This is a genomic window from Roseimaritima multifibrata (genome assembly GCF_007741495.1).
Taxonomy (GTDB): Bacteria; Planctomycetota; Planctomycetia; order Pirellulales; family Pirellulaceae; genus Roseimaritima; species Roseimaritima multifibrata.
In genome coordinates, this window is record NZ_CP036262.1 from 4,475,143 (window position 1) to 4,493,636 (window position 18,494).

Sequence of the window (18,494 nt, forward strand, 5' to 3'; positions counted from 1 at the left end):
GCGGGCGTCGTTAGCGGGTAGCGGGTAGAGTTGAGCGGCTAAAGCTGAAAGCTTCTTAAACTTCAATCACCTGGTTGCTGTCAGCGAATTGGTCGACTTCGACCCCCATCCGCTGAGCCATCATCAGCAACAGGTTACTCATGTGGGCGTCCGGATTCGCAGGGCGACTACAGAGCCGATAGTGTTCTCCGGGTCGGTCTAGCTGATATCCGTCGAAATGGCCTTGGTTGAAATCGAGATGACTGCCGTGCCGCAGACCGAGTTCCGAACCGCCGGCGAGCACCAGAGGGAGATTGGCGTTGCCGTGGCTGTGACCGTAAGACATGCCGCTGCCGAACAACGACATCGTCGAGTCGAGTAACGGTTTGCCGTTAACGTCCTTGGTCTCGGCAAGCCGGCTGAGGAAATAGCCGAACTGCTCGATGGCGAAGGTGTCGTAGTTGGTCAGTTTCTCCATGTAGCCCGGATCACCGCCATGGTGGCTAAGTTGATGACGCGACTCGGTGATGCCGATTTCGGGAATGGCAATCGCCTGGCCTTCGCCCCCCATGCTGAAGGTGGCCACGCGAGTCACATCCGTCTGAAAGGCGAGCACCATCAGGTCGTAGACCGTGCGGAAATAGTCTCCGGCCATGGTGACGGCGATGTCGCGGTCGGTACGTTTACGATCATTTTCCGAGATGTCGGGCAGCGGAGTGTCCAGCCACGCATCGGCTCGCCGCGTGCGGATCTCCGCCTCACGCACCGACGTCATATACTGTTCCATACGTCCTTTGTCAGCAGCCCCCATCTTCTGCTCCAGTCGCCGCACTTCGGCGAGGTTGTCGTCCAGCACGCTGGCTTTACGACGTAAGGCTCGACGCTGGGCTGCGACGCCTCCTTTGGGTTTCTCGAATAGCGACGCAAAGATCTCACTGCAGCGACGCAGCGGAGGCAGCCCAACTCCATCGGCCGTCCAGGCAAGCGATTCCTGGTTGATGGCAATTTCCATCGATGGGTAACGCGTATGCTGGGCCGTGATTTCGGCCATCTTCTGGTCCACCGAGATGGAATTGCGATCCGTCGGCCCCAGCTTACCGCCGGTAAGCCAGATCTTAATGCAGTTGTGGTGGTGGCCGAGACCTCCCGGGTGATGCAGACCGCTGATCGGGGTGATGACACCGCGATACTTCTCCAAAGGCTTTAGTGATTTGGAGAATTCGTAGCCCTTGCCCGGCGTCGTTATCTGGTAATTCAGCGAATGGACGCCGTTGGCCAGATAGATGAAAGCACTGCGCCGCGGTGAGGATACTGGTTCTGACGCACGAAGCGGAATCATGCATTCCAGCATTGGCAGCGAAATGCAAGTACCTAGTGCGCGTAGAGCGTGGCGACGGTTGATCAGCCAGGATTGGGAGAGGAAAGTCATTAGGTTTTTCTTGGGCTGGTGGCTTTGGGTTGTGCTGGTGGGCTGCTGCGTTGCTGGAGGAAAATGATTAAGTAGTAATGGAAATTGGAGAATTCAGAATGGGTGCTTTTGGTTGTGGCTTATTGCGGGGTTTTGTGACTCGGGCTTCGTGGTTCGGTTTGTTCTGCGGGGAGGAAGCTGCGTTGCTTGGAAAGGAAATGAGTAAGGAGTAATGGAAATTGGAGAATGCTGAATGGGTGGTTTGGTTGCTGCTTTTTGCGGGGTTGGGCGATTCAGGCTTCGTGGTTCGGTTTGTTCTGCGGGGAGGCTGATGCGTTGCTTGGGGAGGAAATGAGTAAGGAGTAATGGAAATTGGAGAATGCAGAATGGGTGGTTTTGGATGTGGCTTTTTGCGGGGTTGGGCGATTCAGGCTTCGTGGTTCGGTTTGTTCTGCGGGCAGGCTGCTGCGTTGCTTGGAAAGAATGATTAAGGAGTAATGGAAATTGGAGAATGCAGAATGGGTGCTTTTGGTTGCTGCTTTTTGCGGGGTTGGGCGATTCAGGCTTCGTGGTTCGGTTTGTTCTGCGGGCAGGCTGCTGCGTTGCTTGGAAAGAATGATTAAGGAGTAATGGAAATTGGAGAATGCAGAATGGGTGGTTTTGGTTGCTGCTTTTTGCGGGGTTGGGCGATTCAGGCTTCGTGGTTCGGTTTGTTCTGCGGGGTGACTGCTGCGTTGCTTGGAAAGAATGATTAAGTAGTAATGGAAATTGGAGAATGCTGAATGGGTGGTTTGGTTGTTGCTTTTTGCGGGGTTGGGCGATTCAGGCTTCGTGGTTCGGTTTGTTCTGCGGCGAGGCTGCTGCGTTGCTTGGGGAGGAAATGAGTAAGAAGTAATGGAAATTGGAGAATGCTGAATGGGTGCTTTTGGTTGCTGCTTTTTGCTGGGTTGGGCGACTCAAGCGATTCGACGTTGGGAGTTGGTTGTGCTGGTGGGTTGATGCGTTGCTTGGTGAGAATGATTAAGGAGTAATGGAAATTGGAGAATGCAGAATGGGTGGTTTTGGTTGTTGCTTTTTGCGGGGTTTTGCGACTCGGGCTTCGTGGTTCAGTTGGTTGTGCTGGTGGGTTGATGCGTTGCTTGGAAAGAATGATTAAGTAGTAATGGAAATTGGAAATTGCAGAATGGATGCTTGTAGTTGTGGCTGTCAGTTTTTGTCGGGCTGTGAATGGTTGGATTTGGCTGTGACTAGTGACTTGGCGATGATCTTGCAGAGTTGATCGCACTCGTCTCGTAGCTGTTCGAGACGTTGTTCGGGTATTAACTCGGACTTGACAATTAAGCGTATCCAAACGGAGCTTTCTCGCAGTTCTTTTAGGACGATTGCCAGTTTGTGAATAAAATCCTTCTTGCTTTCCGCGGCACATGCTTCTGCATAATTCGGAGCAGGAGACGTACCCGACCGAACAATCTGTCCGGCAATGTGCCTTCCCAGCCGGGTGCTTGGCAGCGCATCAACTGCTTTCCCAACTCGAACAGCAAACTCCAGCAATCGTTCTTCAATATCCGCTCCCTTCCTCTCCACACCTCTCCCTTCATTTTGCATTTTCCAATCTCCATTAAATATTAATCATTCCCACTCCACTTCACTTCGTCGCTTCCCCAAAGCACCAAAATCCCCACCAAAACCAAACCACCAACAACTCCGCATTCCTTCTCAGTAAAGTCTCCCAAAAAGCCATTCTGCAATCTCCAATTTCCATTACTCCTTAACCATTCCCACTTCACCTCACTTCGCCGCTTCCCCAAAACTCCAAAACTCCAAAACTCCAAAACTCCAAAACTCCAAAACTCCAAAACTCCAAAACTCCAAAACTCCAAAACTCCAAAATCGCCACCACAACCAAACCACCACAAACTCCGCATTCCTTCTCAGTAAAGTCACCCAAAACAGCCATTCTGCATTCTCCAATCTCCATTAAATATTAATCATTCCCACTCCACCTCACTTCGCCGCTTCCCCAAAGCTCCAAAATCGCCACCAAAAACAAACCACCAACAACTCCGCGTTCCTTCTCCGTAAAGTCACCCCAAAAGCCATTCTGCATTTTCCAATTTCCATTACTCCTTAATCATTCACACTCCACCGCACTTCGCCGCTTCCCCCAAGCTCCAAAATCGCCACCACAATCAAACCACCAGCTCCGCATACCTTCTCCGTAAAGTCTCCCCAAACAGCCATTCTGCATTTTCCAATCTCCAATAAATATTAATCATTCAACCACACCTCATTTCACCGCTTCCTCAAGAGCTCCGACATCGCCACCGCACGCACAATATCACGGACTCCGTGTTGATTCTCTTTCGCTTCGTCGAAAATCGCTTGGGTATCTTCTAAATCATCCACGGTCAGTACGCGGCGTAGCGCGTAGGTACTTAGGTGCTCGATGAACGCTTGCAGGAACGCGTCACGATCTTCTAGCAGCAATTGTTTAAACTGATCGGAATCGCTGAACTCGCGACCATTGGGCAAAACTCCCGATGCATCGACTTGCGGATCTTTGCCTTTTCCACCTTCGACGCGTTCGTGCGTGCGCCACTGGCCTATCGCGTCATATTGTTCGAACGCAAAGCCAAGCGGATCGATGTTTCGATGGCAAGCTGCACAACTGGCGTTCTGGGCGTGAACCGCCAACCGTTGCCGAATGGTGATCTTATCCCCTTCAGGCGGAACCGGTTCGATCGGCTCCACATTTGCCGGCGGTGGTGGTGGCGTTTTGTTGAAAATGGATTCACTCAGCCATGCACCGCGGTGAACCGGGCGATGACGGGTGCCGTCGGATGACAAGCCGAGCACTGCCCCCATTGTCAGCAGACCGCCGCGATGATCGTCCGGCTTAAGCGAAACTCGCTGAAAACCACCCGAAGTCGACTCCGGCAGGCCGTAAAAGTCACCCAATCGAGCATTGGTCATCGTCCAGTCCGAATGAATGAACTCATCCAGCGGAAGATTCTTTGCGAACATCTCACGGAAGAATTCAACCGGCTCGTTCCGCATGCTTGTTTCCAACCAGTCGTCGTAGCCGGGGAAGAGATTCTTATCGGGCGGGAACATGCCGACTCGGTGCAATTGCAACCATTGCCTCGAGAAGTCTTCGATGAATCGATGGATTCGAACGTCCGTCAGCATCCGATCGACCTGTTTCGCAAGGACGAAGGATCCTGTCTCTGGAGTTTCGGAATCGCTCGACTGGCGGCCTGGCGCACATAGGAAACCACTGCCAGCGGCCGCATTAAGATCATCATCGGGCATCGAACTCCAAAGGAAATAAGACAACCGCGAGGCGAGTTCCCAATCCGTCAGCCGTTCGCGCGCTACCAAATCGCCCTCAACTAGGTAGATAAAGTGCCGTGACGTCAGCACTCCCTTCAACGCGACCTCATAGGCATCGGCCAGGCTTTCGCCCGCATCGCGTTCGGCTTGGTAGGATTGCAGATAGTTTTGCAACTCTTGCATATTCACCGGACGCCGCCAAGCTCGCTGGGCGAAACGCTGCAGATGCTCCGCAACCACTTCGGGCGTCGCGTCTTCTGGAGGGAGCACGCCACTGCGCCGCGATTTCTCCGCGTCCGTTACCAGCGGCCCTTCCCACTCAATCCAATCGAGGATGACCGTCGAAAAAAGGCCGTTCCCCTTTTCATCAAACATTTGTGGGGCGTTGGGGTTCAGCAGCAGAGGTTCGCTGCTATGCGTGAAAATGTATCCACCGCCGCTGGAGAGCACGTTGCGGAAAGCGGAGCCTTTTCTTTCATCGACCATGTCGGTGGCCACGACGCAGAATTCTAAATTCGTTGGCATCTCGAGGAGCGTTTCGAACTCATAGACCTTTGGAGCGTCCTCCGGTGCAGTGATGTCAAATTCAATCAGCCCGTTGACGTTTTCCCTGCTGGCGCCTGTCACCTTACCGATGCTTAGGTGTGCCGGTTGGCCGCCGGGGGGCCGAGTTCCGCTGGCCTGGATGCGGACTTTGTAGAGCCCACTATGTTCGGGGCCGGTTCTCCCAAACCACCTTGACGATAACGCGTTCTGGACTCGACCGGGAAACAGGAGGTACCGCAACGGCCGTTCGATGCCGAGGCGATCCAACGCTTCTTGCTGAGGCTTTCCGCCTCCGTAACGTAACTCGGCCGCGGTTTTGCGAACCTTGCGAGCCTCGCCGGATGCTTCGGAGAAAGCGCGGTCTAGTACGACTTCCGCGGCGTGATAATAGCGGTCAACATGCGACGGGGAGAGTGAAAGTTCCGAACCAATCCGTTCGTAACCGTGCCATAAAGTGTCTTCGTTTAACTCACCTGGCTGAGTCGGATCATAGCGCACGCCCAGTAGGTCATAGACCGTGTTCTGATACTCCTTGCGGCTCAGTCGATAATGAGCCACCGGCGCGCGAGCGGCCATCCGCGCAGCCTTGCCTTCCTTAATCTGAGAATGGAGCTTCGAGACGAACGCTGCGATCTCATCCTGAGTCGGCTGCGGCTCATCCTCGGGAGGCATCTGTCCGGCGTTGATCCGCTCAATGACCTCCCCCCAGTGCTGGGCATCAACGCCTGACGAGAAGTCGCGAGAGAGCTGATCAAGACGTACCTCGCCCTCATCCGCTTCCGGCCCATGACAGCGATTACAGTGCTGCGTAAGAAATGCCTCGAATGGGTCAGCTCCACGAACAGCACCAGCCAAGGAAAAGCTGGCGATCATAAGCACGATTGAACGAGCAAAGAATTGAAAAACTAACATGGTTGATGAGAAAGCAAATCGCTTATCGGTGGTGGGTGGAGTGTAGTGAGTAGACAAGGTGGAGTCCGTCGCACGACAGGAGATTAAACACGTTCTGTCATCGCCTCGCCTCCCAGTCGATTCGTGTTGCCTGCAATTTCGACACAAAGTTCGTCGATTGTTTCATCGCATTGCCCTGTCGGCCAAAAGTCCATTATACGCTCGCAACGCTTGATGCTTTCTCCTAAATCAACCTTTTTGATGGCGTCTTGGAAACTGCCGGAAGAATCCGACCAGCAACGCGTTGGAGGCAACAAATCGTCAGCACGCCGCGAGCTCCGATTACAAGCAGTCGAATTCTGCGTCGATCGCGAGACAAGTTTGTAAATCTCGTTCGATACGCAGCTGATCGACCAGACCTTGGTTTTGTCAGGATCCACAGGTCTACCAGCATCCGTCGCACGAAATACGGCAACACGTTGGTGTCGATAGTCACGCGACCATTGATCACAAATTGCGAATCCGCATCGATCAGGCTGGCGTGAAAGCGACGGCGTTCGGTCCGCTATTTTTTTTCGACCGGTCGGACCGTCGAAGCAGTGCCAGTCGCACAAAGTTGCCGCCCGCCAAACTCCGGCATCATACCTCTTGATCAAACAGCGCCGCATCTCACTGCCTCCTCAAAACCGATCCCCAGCGAACCTAACGAAATGGTACCGCCGTAAGGGCTAAATCGAAGAAGGGTTTACGATGGTAAACAGCTTTGCGACCATAGTTCCCCGGAAGATCCTGGTTGCCATACCGGCAACCATCGAACATGTTAAACTCGCCGATTGGAAGCTTAGCCTTGCCCGCGAACGGGTGTCCGGCAATTACTTGTGTTCACGATTTCGCGTCAGAAAGCGGTCCGTTTAATGAAGCGATTAAAGAGGACAGCTTGGGACCTGCACTGGAAGCAAAGTTGTCACTCACCTGACTGGCCGAGCTGTCGGTTTCGTGATTGTCGCCTTTCGCTCCGCGGAAGAACGCTCCGTTAAAGCTAGTTACGCGGAGCGAAAGGCGACAATCTTTCTCCGTTTTCGATTCAATCGACAGCCCGTGAGGCTTGGAGTTATTATGAAAAAGATTCAACTGCAATGGCGGCGTATGGCATGCTCCGGAACCAAAACCTTCGCCTTCGCTGTGTGGATGTTCGCGATGGTCATGCCCGCCTTTGGGCAAAAGCTGAACACCGAAAATGAACGCGTCATTCAAAGCGAGCGGCCTGACGGTCGACACGTGAGCACGCGAGGATTCCAGCAGCATCTGCTCCGTAACGCCAAACCGAAACTGGCATTTAATCCGGAATTCACCCCTGAGGAGTTCGAACAGTGGCGGTCCCAGGTACGCGTCAAGCTGCGGGAATTGATGAACTTCCCCGAACCGGTTCCTCAACCTCCGCCGCGTAAGCTTTGGTCCCAGGAACGCGAAGGTTATGTGCTGGAGAAATGGGAGCTCTATCCCGAGCACGGCAGCGTGGTTCCGTTTCTGGTGCTGATCCCAGACAACGCCACGCCTGAGAGTCCGGCGCCCGCGATCATGTGTCTGCCGGGTTCCTCAGGCACCAAAGAGAATCTGGCTGGCGAGCCGCCGCTGGTAGCGGCATTCGAACCGGATGACCGCAATCATGACGGCTGGCTTCACGCACAACGCAATCAGCAGGCCGTGCAATTCGCCAGAGCTGGGTTCGTTGCGGTAGCGGTCGACCATCCAGGAAACGGCGAACTCTCCGACTTGGCAATGCATCGCGGCAGCACGATGGACGATCGCAGCACACTTTCGCGATATCTCATCGACATGGGCCGCAGTTACATTGCTCTCTCCGTGTTTCAAAAGCAGCAGATCCTCACCTGGCTGCGCGAGCGACCGTACGTCGATGACTCACGTGTTGCCGTAAGTGGTCATTCACTTGGCACGGAGGCTCTGCTGGTGCTGTCCGCACTCGACCCGCAAATTCAAGGCATCGTTTGGAATGATTATCTCGCCGCCACGATCGAACGGGCGAAAGTCAGCACCATGCCCAATCAACGCGGTATCAGGCCGACGGCAAACTGGCTGGGCCACTGTATTCCGGGGCTATGGGAGTGGTTCGATTACCCTGATTTGGTCGCCGCCTTAGCACCGCGTCCATTGATCGTGACCGAAGGCGGACCGACGCATTCACTGAACCTCGTGCGCAAGGCTTATCAGATCGCCAGGGCACCGGAAAAGGTTTCAATTCACTACTATCCCCAATACAGTGATCCGAATGATCGACGTGATGGCAAGCCGATTCCAGAGGGTCTGAACGCGACCGAATGGTTGGACCACGCCAACGTGAATGCCGCCCACCACTATTTCAAAGGTTACCTAGCAGTTCCATGGCTGAGTCGCCAATTCCAACTGCCTGATCCCGGGGAAGTCTATCCGCCCGCGCCGCCCGAGGCTGTGAGTGGAGGAGTGAAGGAGTGGAGGAGTGAAGGAGTGAAGGAGTGAAGGAGTGAAGGAGTGAAGGAGTGGAGGAGTGGAGGAGTGGAGGAGTGGAGGAGTGGAGGAGTGGAGGAGTGGAGGAGTGGAGGAGTGGAGGAGTGGAGGAGTGGAGGAGTGGAGGAGTGGAGGAGTGGAGGAGTGGAGGAGTGGAGGAGTGGAGGAGTGGAGGAGTGGAGGAGTGGAGGAGTGGAGGAGTGGAGGAGTGAAGGAGTGAAGGAGTGGAGGAGTGGAGGAGTGGAGGAGTGGAGGAGTGGAGGAGTGGACCTTCGCGGTCGCCGACGCGTCTGCTTGTACGGATACAAAGTCTTCAACGCTCTGATTGCGTCCGGCCGCGACACCTATCCCTTCAACCCGATTGCCGAAGAAATTGAAGGGCACAAGGCCTATCTGAAAATCGCGGAACTTCCCATTACTTTCGATCATCACGCCACCAGAGGTCACACGCCAAATCATCGCCGATGCAATCGCAGACGGCGTTAAAAGCATCTGGATGCAAACCGGTTCCAAAGACGAGCAGGCCAGTGCATCGGCGGGCGAACCGTCCGCTGCTCACAAGCCTTAGACCATTCAAAATACTGGATTGAGTGAGGTTGCGCCAATATTTTTTTGACAAAAGCGTTGACTTGCGGACCAGTACCTGTAACATACAGCCATCTCGCTCGCGAGACTTTACTTTGCGAGTCAGATGAACAAACGTGTAATCTCAACTCGCATGACCCGAGCGATATGCCTTCATTAGAAAACCGCAGCGTTCGACTCCCACGTCTCGCCTTCGTCGTGCGGCTACTGTTCGCACTGTTCCTTGTCGGCACCGGGATCATGACGATGGGTTTTGGCGTGAACGGGTATCCGGTTGGTGATCCGCCAAATGAACTCGATCAGTTCATGCTCGCACTAGAGAAAACTGGCTATCTGATTTTTTGGGTTGGCTTTCTCAAAACGGTCGCTGGCGGGCTGATGTTCTTCCCAAGGACAACGCCACTTGCAATCCTGATGGCGCTTCCCTATGCATTCAATATCTTGCTGTACGTGACCTTCTTTGCTCATCAATACCTTGTTGTCGGGATTCCCGATTTCGCAGCGTGCGTTCTACTAATTTACTGCTATTTTGATTGGTATCGCCCGATCTTTGCCGGGCCGACAACCGCCGCGATTCAGGATGCTTCCGGAGACGAACATGCACTTTGACTCAGAATCCTCGCCCGGATTCGCAATCGGGCGTGTCGCCTATTTGATTCGTTCGGGAATGTCTGCGGTGCTGAAGAGCAATGGCTGGCCTTTTTCGCCTGAAGAAACACAGACACTAATTACCTTGTTGGATGCCGGTAAACGGCTCAGCATGAACGAGTTGGCTTCGCTGATGATTCGTGATCCAACGACGGTGAAACGGCAGTTGGATCGACTTGTTGAACAGAAGTTTGTCGAGCGAAGCGTATCGGAAGAGGACGCTCGGATTGTGATGGTCGGATTGACTCGCCGCGGCGAGCAGAAACTTCAAACCGTCCTTCCCCTGCTAGACGACTTGCGAAAAACCACGCTTAAAGGCATCTCGAAGTCGGAACTGGAAGCGACGCAAAACGTTCTGCGAAAGATGCAGAAGAACTTGACCAACCACCTTTCAAAGGAATAGTCACATGCACAAGATGTTCTTCTCTCTTTGCTTCCGCACAAGCTCGAAAGCAGTCGGTCTACTTTGCATTCTTTCACTGACCGGCGGACTTGCCAGCGGACAAACGCAGGTCGATCCCGAAACGGCACTTCGAATGCTCAATGCTCAGCAGCAACAGTTCGACAAGGGAGTCGTCAAAGTTGCGGACAATGTTTTCACCGCGGTTGGGTTTCACGGAGCGAACACGTCGATGATCGTCGGCACGGACGGCGTCATCATCGTCGATACTCTTTTCGGTCCAACCAGTGCGGCCAACGCGGCTGAAGCTTTTCGACAATACAGTGACAAGCCGGTCAAGGCGATCATCTACACCCACAGCCATGGCGATCATATCGGGGGCGGCAGTGCCTTCGTTGGCGATGAGAAACCGGAGATCTACGCCACCGAAAGTTTTGGCTCTGCCGAAGGCGTCAATAAAGCAGTCGATCCGGTAAAGCAGAAACGAAACATTCGCCAGTTCGGGCGGCAGCTCTCACCGTCAGAGATTACGAATCGCGGTGTCGCGCCGGCGGGCACAGAGGATAGCGACCGCGGCAAAGGATTCCTTCCACCGACCGTCACCGTTCCCAGCAGCGGACTTAAAACGACGATCGCGGGTGTCGACATCGAATTCCACATCGGCCCGGGGGAAACCGACGATGCGATGTTTATTTGGCTGCCCAAGGAAAAAGTGTTGTTTGCGGGCGACAATTTTTACAGCTCCTTTCCAAACCTGTATGCGATTCGGGGCACGGCCTATCGTGACGTACTGAATTGGTCCGAAAGCGTTGGCAAGATGGCTGCGTTAAAACCACGCGTTGTCGTCCCTGGCCATACGATGCCCATTCAAGGATCGCAAGCGGCTACGGAGGCACTGACCGACTACAGCGAAGCGATTCGCAGTGTGTACGAACAAACGGTACGAGGCATCAATGCAGGAAAAGGTCCCGATCAAATCGCTCACGAAGTCAAACTCCCTGAGCATCTAAAAGACAAACCCTATCTCATCGAGTTCTACGGCACTGTGCCGCATGCGGTCCGAGCAATCTATTCAGGTCTGTTGGGCTGGTACGACGGAAACCCAACGACGCTGAGTCCGATGGAACCCAAATTGAAAGCGCGCAAGATTGCCGAACTTGCCGGTGGCACTCAAAACTTGACCGAGCAAATGAATGTTGCATTGGCGGAGCAAGACTACCAATGGGCACTGGAGTTGTCGGACCATTTGAAATGGTTGGACGACGGCGACAGTAAACGGGCTCGCAAAGTCAAGATTGAGGCACTCAGAGGACTGGCTGCCCGAGAGTACAACGCGCCGAACCGGAACTACTACCTCAGCTACGCCAACGAACTCGAATCTGGCAAGTTGAGCGAGCTATGGTTTTAGCCATCGGGTTGAATGCAAAAGTCGTTACGACTTTCTGCGTCGTTGATTTGAACAACGATCCAATCGCATCGTCACCCGAGACATCGACGTGATCATGAAGGCCTACACGGAATCACGTCGGTGTTTTTGGGGAACGGACTCCCGCCTCCACGTAAGAATTTGATGACTACGGCTACAACCGCTGCGAAAATACGATGGCAAACCAAATGAACGGCGAGGCGAATCTACGGACATTGCTTCAAAACATGCGGCCCGAGCTGCAAGATGGCGAATACGTGTTTTGCTCACTGGAACCTGCGGTCGTGTCCGAACTTTGCCTTTCTCCCATCGGTCAATTTCTTGAAGAGGAAGGTTTGACGCTAATTCTTGCGAAGGACGAAGCGGAAGCGAACCATCTGGACTTCACGTTTCCCTGCAGGAAGATCACTCTCAAAGTGCACTCCAGCCTAGACGCGATCGGTTTCCTTGCGATCGTAACGGAAAAACTCGCTGAACATGGCATCAGCGTCAACGCAATCTCAGCCTACTTCCATGATCACCTTTTTGTCCCGTCTGAAAAAGCTGAAGATGCGATACGTGTATTGAGCGACGTCGTCGAGCAATCGCGTCGCTCGTAGTTCGCGTTCGAGACGTCGTCATGATGGTCGGTGCTGACAAGATGCAAACTTTCTACTTCTCGTGATGATTGCTCGCTCCTCAGCGGAGATCGCCAGTTTCGGCATGAAATGCCGTCAACACAAGCACATGGCGCAAGCGAGTGGGTTTTGACGTAAATGACTCACTGGCTTGTACCACGTGTTTGTATTAGCCACAAAAGCGGCGTTTTCCATCTAGAAATCGTGTTGTAACACCGTCCCTCAAGGGGCCCACTCGACTTTCGTATTGATTTCGTTCCCCACAGCGAGCCTCCCGCGGCAGAATCCGCATTCCTCCCCGCCTGGCATCCCTAACTTATCCCTAATCGCTAGTGATGCCTCTCGTTCAAAACCTTTGGACAATGAGTGGGTTGTTTGGCGGAACCACAGCTCGGCGAACGGAGAATCTTGCCATGTCAAAATACAACTGGCCACGGCTTACCCCAAGGGAGCCGGCTAAGGGCTCCACAAGCCATAGCGGCCCAGCGAGTACGAGTTGGTCAAGCCATTGAAGATGCGGACACCTCAGGCGCCGCATGCGGCCTCGCGTGCATGCCTTTTGGAAACGAAACAAGCAAACAAGGAACAACTTATGAAAATCTGCGATGATTTTAAAATCATCTCCACCGGGCCCCTGATCCATGTGCGAGTCCACGACGATTCTCGGCAAGCCGCTCCGCTGGTCCACGCGCAAGCGATCGATCGCCAGGTTCAGGAATTTGGAAGCGTTTGCGTCCTGATGAAAGTGTGTCTAGCGGCGAAGCGGTCCGCCATGGCCTGGTGGCAAACCTCCCGTGGTGACTTCAAGGCCATTCACTGCGATCCCATCAAGCTCGATGAGGCGAAACAGTCGCTTGTGAGTGTTGGGCATCAAGAACGGGAGGAGCGCAACGATGGGATTTCTTGATATCTTTGCGATACTCATTCTCTTGGTTCTGGGTGTCACGCTGGTTGGCGTTTGGGTCTTGCTGGGGATGATGCCCGGTCGGATTGCCCGCGGGCGGAACCACCCGCAAGCCGACGCGGTTCGCGTCTGTGGATGGTGGGGCGTCCTCACGATGGGGCTGCTGCTGCCGGTGGCGTTCATCTGGGCCTACTACAAACCGGTGGTCGCCCAAGACACCGAAGCTTCCGATGTCGCAACCTCAACCAAAGGAGACGCAGCGTGATTCTTTTCCTGACCTTGATATACGTGGCGTTCTTGGCCATTCTGGTCAAGTTGAAAATTGTCTGTTTCAACTTATTCTGGAAACTCTCACCGCTGCTTTGGATGTTGATGCTGACGGTGGTCTTGTTCATACCGATGCAGTGGGGAGCACCCTCGGGGGCGGTCAACGTCTATCGCATGGTGGTCGAAATCGTTCCCAACGTCAGCGGCGAAGTGATCGAAGTCAACTCGCAGGGCAGCAAGCCGATCCGTAAAGGTGACGTGTTGTTTCGGCTTGACCCACAGCCTTACCAAATCGAATTGGATCGATTGATGGCGGCTGTCAAGGAAGCTGAGCAGGCAGCCAAAATGCTGCCCGCTGGCCTCGCGGAAGCGGATGCGAGCGTCGCTCAGGCCGAAGCAGCGATCGTCGCCGCGAAGCAGCAAGCCGCCTCCCTTGAATCCGCGTTTGTTGCAGCGAACGCCAGCGTTGCGAAGTCTCAGGCTCAGCTGGAGTTGGCTAAAGCGGAAAACAGGCGTGCCCAAGAACTGGTTGTCAGCAAAGCGATCTCAAAAGAAGAAGCCGAAACCAAGCAACGGAACCTAGAATCGGCAATTGCGTCCGTCAACGCAGCCGAGGCTTCGCGTCAACAGGCACAACTTGCGTTGGAGTCCACCATTGAAGGCGTCAACACCAGTGTCATCGAAGCGCAAGAGCGATTGAAGGCGTCTCAAGCAGCAAAGCAGAAAGCGGAGCTTGCGGTTTCGTCCACGATCAACGGCGAAAACACGCAAGTGGCCCAGCTTCGAGCTCAATTGGCGACCGCTCAATTCAACCTTGCACAAACCACCGTCGTTGCTCCTTCGGACGGTTCTGTGATCGGGATGACACTGCAGCCCGGTCAGCGCGTGGCCGCGTTCCCTGTCCGCACGTGGATGGCTTTCGTCGATTCGTCCAGTGCACAAATCGCGGTTGGCATCGATCAAAATAGGTTGCGTCATGTGAAGCCAGGGCAGAAAGCAGACGTCGTGTTGGAGCTGTACCCAGGTCGGACATTCTCCGCGACGGTGGACCGGATTGCCTACATCACGCCACAGGGACAACTTCAGCCGACGGGCACGGTGGCCGCTGCGCCGTCAAAAGGTCAGCAGACATCGACTTTCGGTGTCGTGCTAACCCTCGACGATGCGGGGCCGGATGTTGACATCCACGAGTTGCCCGGTGGCGCAACTGGAACAGCAGCGATCTACACTGATTCGGTGAAGGCAACGCATCTGATACGCCGTGTGATGATTCGCATGGAGACTTTCATGAACTACATCATGCCGTCCTAACTGGCGGTTCCCCCTTCCCCTTAACCATCGACATGAACATTCTTTCCGAAAGCAGGGACAATACGATGACCACGCGACGAAACCACCACCTGCTAATTCTGGCAGCGATGGCTTTCTGTTCGCTCACAACCAGCGTTCAAGCACAGCCACCCAAAATGAAATACTCCACCAAGATTCCGGCGAACGTCGTCATCCCCGATCGGACAGAAACACGTCTCGGGGCTTTGGAGTTCGTGGATGGATTCCCCACCGAAGCGACTGCGGAGAAGGTGTGGGATCACATCGACTTCTCCCGCGCCATCGAGGCCATGATCATGACCACGCCCGCGGCTTCGCTGCAGGGATCGCTTACGCATCGGCCGGAGTTACTCGAAAAGAAGGTCAACGGCGAAATCTTACATTCTTGGGATGGTGAATCAACATGGACTTACTGAACCTGAATCAACATCGTGAAGAAGGGAAGCGTCTGGCGGAAATCGTCCAGGTGCTGGGTCGCTATGGATTGGCAGATTGGTTCGCCAAGGTTCCAGTGCAGTCGGTTCGTGATCTGTTGGCGAGCAAGGAAACGCAGGCAATTGCGGACTTGCCCATCGGCGAACGACTGCGGTTGGCTCTGACGGAACTGGGGACGACCTATATCAAACTGGGGCAAGTCCTCAGCACACGAGCCGACCTGGTCGGGCCGGATATCGCAACGGAACTGCGAAAGCTGCAAGCCGATACACCGGCCGACCCGGCGGAAGTGGTGCGGCAAACGATCATGGAAGAACTGGGACAGGCACCGGAGGAACTGTTTGCGGAGTTTGAAGCGGAGGCGTTTTCTTCCGCATCGGTTGGTCAGGTGCATCGCGCGAAACTTGCCGACGGACAACAAGTCGTCCTGAAGGTCCAGCACGCTGGCATCCAGGAAACCGTTCGCATCGACCTGGAATTGCTCGGAAAGCTGGCGAAGCTGATGGAAGAGTACGTTCCGGAGGCCAGGAATTACCAGCCGGAGGCGACGACTCGCGAGTTTCGTCGCACGCTGCTGCGTGAATTGGATTTCACTTGCGAACGCAGCAACATGGAGACCTTCACACGCAACTTCGAGGGTGACGAAACGGTTCACATCCCCACGCCGTACAAAGACCGCTCCAGTAAACGCGTGCTGACGATGGAATTGCTGGACGGGATTCCAGGGTCAAAACCGGAACGTCTGGCCGAGGCAGGCGTGGATTTGAACCTGCTGGCCAAAGACGCTGCCACGATCTTTATGAACATGATTTTTCGGGACGGATTCTATCATGCCGACCCGCATCCGGGAAATTTCTTTGTGCTCGATGGTCGCGTGGTCGGACTGCTCGACTGTGGCATGGTCGGTCGGCTAGATGATTCCACGCGTGAGTTGTTTGAAGACCTGCTATTGATGCTGATGCAGCGAGATGCCGAGGGGCTATCCGATACTTTGTTGCGTGCCGGTTCCGCGCCGGCCGACGTGGATCGAGTGGCCTTTCGAGCCGATGTCAGTGATCTGTTGGTGCAATACGGATCACAGTCGCTGGAAGACTTTGATATCGGTGGAGCAATAGATCAGTTGATGGACATTGTTCGACGGCACCATATTGTGATGCCATCGGCCGCGTCGCTGCTGCTAAAGACATTGGTAATGCTGGAAGGGACCGCACGTCTGCTCAGTCCGAACTTCAGCCTCAATGACGTCATCGCACCCTTCAAGAACCAATTGATTCGGTCTCGCCTGGACCCCAAACGCTTAGCTCGCCGACTGCAACAGTCGATGCGTGACGTTGATCGCCTGGTGCGAAACGGTCCCCGAAACATCGCCGACATTCTCGATCGTGCGCAATCCGGCAAGCTGCAGATGACGCACCAGGTAAACAACCTCGAACTGGTCGCCAACCGCATTGTCGGTGGGTTACTGATCGCGTCGTTGCTAATCGCGTCAGCCATGCTGTTAAGCAACAACGTTCCGCCTCGTCTGTTCGGTGAGTCGATTGCCGGAGGCCTGGGCTTCCTGGTTGCCGCGGGATTCGGCACTCGCCTGCTTTGGCGAATCAGAAAAGACATCAGGTAACTTCTAAATCAAAGAAACGAAATGCCAAAAAACCTTTTCTTTAACCACGACTCTATGAGAGGAAAAACGATGCTATCGAGACTTCCAATTTCGCGAGTCGCCATTGCGTCCATCGCAATCGCATTTGCCCTGACCACGCACGCCCAGACGCAGTTTCCCAAGATGAAAATGACCACCGAGATTCCAAAGTCGATCACGGCTCCGGATAAGGTCGAAACGTCAATTGGCACGCTCGAATACTTCGACGGAGTGCCAAAGCCGAATACGGTGGAGACGGTTTACGACTATCTACTTTGCCCCCAAAGCGTCTGAAGGACAGGAGGGCAACTGGCTCCAGACCATCCCCGGCAAGAGTTGGTGGATCGGCTTGCGAATGTATGGTCCCGAGCAGCCATGGATCGACAAGACCTGGCGTCCGGGCGAGATCGAACTGGTGAAGTAATCGTGACGGGGGCTTCCACCCCCAGCGAGAAAGAGCACTGCGGTTCCCGGCGCCAGGACAGCCACATTGGATAGAGCAAAACGACAAACCGTGAAAGAGAGATAAAAATGATTCAACAAGTAATGATGGGAATCGGCCTGACTCTGATGCTGGCGGTATCGGCAATGGCCCAGGAGCAGCCGCTGGCTAGCAGCATCAGTAGTACACGGCCAACGGATCCGCTGGGATCATGGAATGACGGACCGACCAAAGCAGCGATCCTTCAGTTCGTGCAGGATGTCACCAAAGAGGGTGGCCCGAAGTTTGTCCCGCCTGAACAGCGGATCGCGACCTTCGACAACGACGGAACCTTATGGTGCGAACAACCGGTAGTGCAGTTTGAATTCGCGATTCATCGTATTAAGGCGATGGCAGGCGATCATCCCGAATGGAAGGAACTGGAACCGTATAAATCGGTGCTTGCCGGCGACGTGCAACGTCTCGTTGACGATCTGACAAACGGCGGACATGAATTTCTGAAAGTGATCGAAACGTCCCATGCCGGTATGTCGGTGGAAGAGTTTGATCGCCACGTCAGGGATTTCTTTGCGACCGCCAAACACCCGAAGCTTAAAGTGGCGTACACACAGCTCGCCTACGTACCGATGGTTGACTTGCTGGCTTATCTGCGTGCCAATGGGTTCAAGACCTATATCTGTTCCGGCGGCGGAATCGATTTCATGCGAGCCATCTCGGAAGAGACCTATGGGATTGTTCCGGAAAACGTGATCGGGACTAACGGCCGAAATGTGTTCAAACAGGTCGATGGCCAGTGGCAATTGTTAAAGACGGCAGACCACCTGTTCTTCAATGACAAGGCGACCAAGCCCACGGGAATTGATCTGCACATTGGTCGCAAACCGATCTTTGCAGGCGGAAATGTGCGCAGCGGTGGCGACATCGGAATGTTGACGTATTGCCACAGCAACTCTCTGCCGTCATTCCAATTGCTCGTCAATCACGATGATGCCAAACGCGAATTCGCGTACACGGAAAAAGACAACGCGTCACTCAAGCAGGCGAAGGCACAAGGTTGGAACGTCGTCAACATCAAGTCGGATTGGAAGACCATATTTCCAAACGAACAAACAACTCGGTAAATGAGAAGCGGGATGAATAAGAACG

Annotated in this window: 19 protein-coding genes and 1 pseudogene; 14 read left to right on the forward strand and 6 right to left on the reverse strand. The window is 54.3% G+C overall.

Annotated features, from left to right (window positions below):
- Nucleotides 1-55: 55 nt before the first annotated feature.
- The 6 genes from FF011L_RS16125 to FF011L_RS16140 form a co-directional block, all read right to left on the reverse strand.
- Nucleotides 56-1,408, reverse strand: coding sequence for a DUF1552 domain-containing protein (locus tag FF011L_RS16125; protein ID WP_145352658.1), 1,353 nt, complete (start codon nucleotides 1,406-1,408; stop codon nucleotides 56-58).
- A gap of 1,185 nt (nucleotides 1,409-2,593) precedes the next feature.
- The gene (locus FF011L_RS16130) at nucleotides 2,594-2,992 is read right to left on the reverse strand and encodes a four helix bundle protein (RefSeq protein ID WP_246109447.1); all 399 of its coding nucleotides are present in this window, start codon (nucleotides 2,990-2,992) and stop codon (nucleotides 2,594-2,596) included.
- Between the two features lie 20 nt (nucleotides 2,993-3,012).
- Nucleotides 3,013-3,135, reverse strand: a complete 123-nt coding sequence (locus tag FF011L_RS27055) for a hypothetical protein (RefSeq protein ID WP_261342538.1) — start codon at nucleotides 3,133-3,135, stop codon at nucleotides 3,013-3,015.
- 35 nt (nucleotides 3,136-3,170) lie between these two features.
- Entirely contained in the window at nucleotides 3,171-3,365 is a 195-nt protein-coding gene (locus FF011L_RS26385) for a hypothetical protein (protein ID WP_218932672.1), read from the reverse strand.
- Between the two features lie 6 nt (nucleotides 3,366-3,371).
- Nucleotides 3,372-3,494, reverse strand: a complete 123-nt coding sequence (locus FF011L_RS27060) for a hypothetical protein (protein WP_261342539.1) — start codon at nucleotides 3,492-3,494, stop codon at nucleotides 3,372-3,374.
- A gap of 185 nt (nucleotides 3,495-3,679) precedes the next feature.
- Nucleotides 3,680-6,178, reverse strand: a complete 2,499-nt coding sequence (locus FF011L_RS16140; RefSeq protein ID WP_145352659.1) for a DUF1592 domain-containing protein — start codon at nucleotides 6,176-6,178, stop codon at nucleotides 3,680-3,682.
- A gap of 1,095 nt (nucleotides 6,179-7,273) precedes the next feature.
- Here FF011L_RS16140 and FF011L_RS16145 point away from each other — a divergent pair.
- The 14 genes and pseudogenes from FF011L_RS16145 to FF011L_RS16215 all read left to right on the forward strand — a co-directional run bounded on the left by FF011L_RS16145 (nucleotide 7,274) and on the right by FF011L_RS16215 (nucleotide 18,469).
- The gene (locus tag FF011L_RS16145; protein ID WP_145352660.1) at nucleotides 7,274-8,671 is read left to right on the forward strand and encodes an alpha/beta hydrolase family protein; all 1,398 of its coding nucleotides are present in this window, start codon (nucleotides 7,274-7,276) and stop codon (nucleotides 8,669-8,671) included.
- Nucleotides 8,672-8,956: 285 nt separating this feature from the next.
- Nucleotides 8,957-9,227, forward strand: a pseudogene (locus FF011L_RS16155) (CoA-binding protein); the annotation flags it as partial.
- Between the two features lie 164 nt (nucleotides 9,228-9,391).
- The gene (locus tag FF011L_RS16160; protein WP_145352661.1) at nucleotides 9,392-9,853 is read left to right on the forward strand and encodes a hypothetical protein; all 462 of its coding nucleotides are present in this window, start codon (nucleotides 9,392-9,394) and stop codon (nucleotides 9,851-9,853) included.
- Nucleotides 9,843-10,295 (forward strand): MarR family winged helix-turn-helix transcriptional regulator, encoded by a 453-nt coding sequence (locus tag FF011L_RS16165; RefSeq protein ID WP_145352662.1) that lies wholly within the window; start codon nucleotides 9,843-9,845, stop codon nucleotides 10,293-10,295. Before FF011L_RS16160 ends, FF011L_RS16165 begins: the two co-directional genes overlap by 11 nt.
- Before the next feature lie 4 nt (nucleotides 10,296-10,299).
- On the forward strand, nucleotides 10,300-11,700 hold the full coding sequence (locus FF011L_RS16170) for an alkyl/aryl-sulfatase (RefSeq protein WP_145352663.1): 1,401 nt from the start codon (nucleotides 10,300-10,302) through the stop codon (nucleotides 11,698-11,700).
- 194 nt (nucleotides 11,701-11,894) lie between these two features.
- Nucleotides 11,895-12,317 carry an ACT domain-containing protein gene (locus tag FF011L_RS16175; protein WP_246109448.1) on the forward strand — a complete coding sequence of 141 codons (423 nt, stop codon included), beginning with the start codon at nucleotides 11,895-11,897 and terminating at the stop codon, nucleotides 12,315-12,317.
- A 610-nt stretch (nucleotides 12,318-12,927) separates the two neighbouring features.
- Nucleotides 12,928-13,242 carry a hypothetical protein gene (locus FF011L_RS16180; RefSeq protein ID WP_145352664.1) on the forward strand — a complete coding sequence of 105 codons (315 nt, stop codon included), beginning with the start codon at nucleotides 12,928-12,930 and terminating at the stop codon, nucleotides 13,240-13,242.
- Nucleotides 13,229-13,504 (forward strand): DUF3302 domain-containing protein, encoded by a 276-nt coding sequence (locus FF011L_RS16185; protein WP_145352665.1) that lies wholly within the window; start codon nucleotides 13,229-13,231, stop codon nucleotides 13,502-13,504. The genes FF011L_RS16180 and FF011L_RS16185 overlap by 14 nt, the downstream gene beginning before the upstream one ends.
- Nucleotides 13,501-14,817 carry an HlyD family secretion protein gene (locus FF011L_RS16190; protein WP_218932673.1) on the forward strand — a complete coding sequence of 439 codons (1,317 nt, stop codon included), beginning with the start codon at nucleotides 13,501-13,503 and terminating at the stop codon, nucleotides 14,815-14,817. The genes FF011L_RS16185 and FF011L_RS16190 overlap by 4 nt, the downstream gene beginning before the upstream one ends.
- Before the next feature lie 65 nt (nucleotides 14,818-14,882).
- Nucleotides 14,883-15,251, forward strand: a complete 369-nt coding sequence (locus tag FF011L_RS26390; protein ID WP_218932674.1) for a hypothetical protein — start codon at nucleotides 14,883-14,885, stop codon at nucleotides 15,249-15,251.
- Nucleotides 15,239-16,888 (forward strand): ABC1 kinase family protein, encoded by a 1,650-nt coding sequence (locus tag FF011L_RS16200; RefSeq protein WP_145352667.1) that lies wholly within the window; start codon nucleotides 15,239-15,241, stop codon nucleotides 16,886-16,888. The genes FF011L_RS26390 and FF011L_RS16200 overlap by 13 nt, the downstream gene beginning before the upstream one ends.
- 69 nt (nucleotides 16,889-16,957) lie before the next feature.
- Nucleotides 16,958-17,200 carry a hypothetical protein gene (locus tag FF011L_RS16205; protein WP_218932675.1) on the forward strand — a complete coding sequence of 81 codons (243 nt, stop codon included), beginning with the start codon at nucleotides 16,958-16,960 and terminating at the stop codon, nucleotides 17,198-17,200.
- Nucleotides 17,112-17,330 (forward strand): DUF1214 domain-containing protein, encoded by a 219-nt coding sequence (locus tag FF011L_RS16210; protein ID WP_246109449.1) that lies wholly within the window; start codon nucleotides 17,112-17,114, stop codon nucleotides 17,328-17,330. Before FF011L_RS16205 ends, FF011L_RS16210 begins: the two co-directional genes overlap by 89 nt.
- Before the next feature lie 107 nt (nucleotides 17,331-17,437).
- The gene (locus tag FF011L_RS16215; RefSeq protein WP_246109450.1) at nucleotides 17,438-18,469 is read left to right on the forward strand and encodes an HAD family hydrolase; all 1,032 of its coding nucleotides are present in this window, start codon (nucleotides 17,438-17,440) and stop codon (nucleotides 18,467-18,469) included.
- The last annotated feature ends 25 nt before the right edge of the window (nucleotides 18,470-18,494 follow it).

Excerpts from the sequence above, each read along its gene's own strand:
- FF011L_RS16145 (WP_145352660.1), top strand. The coding sequence starts at position 7,274 with ATGAAAAAGATTCAACTGCAATGGCGGCGTATGGCATGCTCCGGAACC.
- FF011L_RS27060 (WP_261342539.1), bottom strand. The coding sequence starts at position 3,494 with ATGCAGAATGGCTTTTGGGGTGACTTTACGGAGAAGGAACGCGGAGTT.
- FF011L_RS16215 (WP_246109450.1), top strand. The coding sequence starts at position 17,438 with ATGATTCAACAAGTAATGATGGGAATCGGCCTGACTCTGATGCTGGCG.
- FF011L_RS16205 (WP_218932675.1), top strand. The coding sequence starts at position 16,958 with ATGCTATCGAGACTTCCAATTTCGCGAGTCGCCATTGCGTCCATCGCA.
- FF011L_RS16180 (WP_145352664.1), top strand. The coding sequence starts at position 12,928 with ATGAAAATCTGCGATGATTTTAAAATCATCTCCACCGGGCCCCTGATC.
- FF011L_RS26390 (WP_218932674.1), top strand. The coding sequence starts at position 14,883 with ATGACCACGCGACGAAACCACCACCTGCTAATTCTGGCAGCGATGGCT.
- FF011L_RS16175 (WP_246109448.1), top strand. The coding sequence starts at position 11,895 with ATGGCAAACCAAATGAACGGCGAGGCGAATCTACGGACATTGCTTCAA.
- FF011L_RS16185 (WP_145352665.1), top strand. The coding sequence starts at position 13,229 with ATGGGATTTCTTGATATCTTTGCGATACTCATTCTCTTGGTTCTGGGT.
- FF011L_RS16140 (WP_145352659.1), bottom strand. The coding sequence starts at position 6,178 with ATGTTAGTTTTTCAATTCTTTGCTCGTTCAATCGTGCTTATGATCGCC.
- FF011L_RS16160 (WP_145352661.1), top strand. The coding sequence starts at position 9,392 with ATGCCTTCATTAGAAAACCGCAGCGTTCGACTCCCACGTCTCGCCTTC.
- FF011L_RS16125 (WP_145352658.1), bottom strand. The coding sequence starts at position 1,408 with ATGACTTTCCTCTCCCAATCCTGGCTGATCAACCGTCGCCACGCTCTA.
- FF011L_RS16165 (WP_145352662.1), top strand. The coding sequence starts at position 9,843 with ATGCACTTTGACTCAGAATCCTCGCCCGGATTCGCAATCGGGCGTGTC.
- FF011L_RS16200 (WP_145352667.1), top strand. The coding sequence starts at position 15,239 with ATGGACTTACTGAACCTGAATCAACATCGTGAAGAAGGGAAGCGTCTG.
- FF011L_RS26385 (WP_218932672.1), bottom strand. The coding sequence starts at position 3,365 with ATGGAGATTGGAGAATGCAGAATGGCTGTTTTGGGTGACTTTACTGAG.
- FF011L_RS16170 (WP_145352663.1), top strand. The coding sequence starts at position 10,300 with ATGCACAAGATGTTCTTCTCTCTTTGCTTCCGCACAAGCTCGAAAGCA.
- FF011L_RS16130 (WP_246109447.1), bottom strand. The coding sequence starts at position 2,992 with ATGCAAAATGAAGGGAGAGGTGTGGAGAGGAAGGGAGCGGATATTGAA.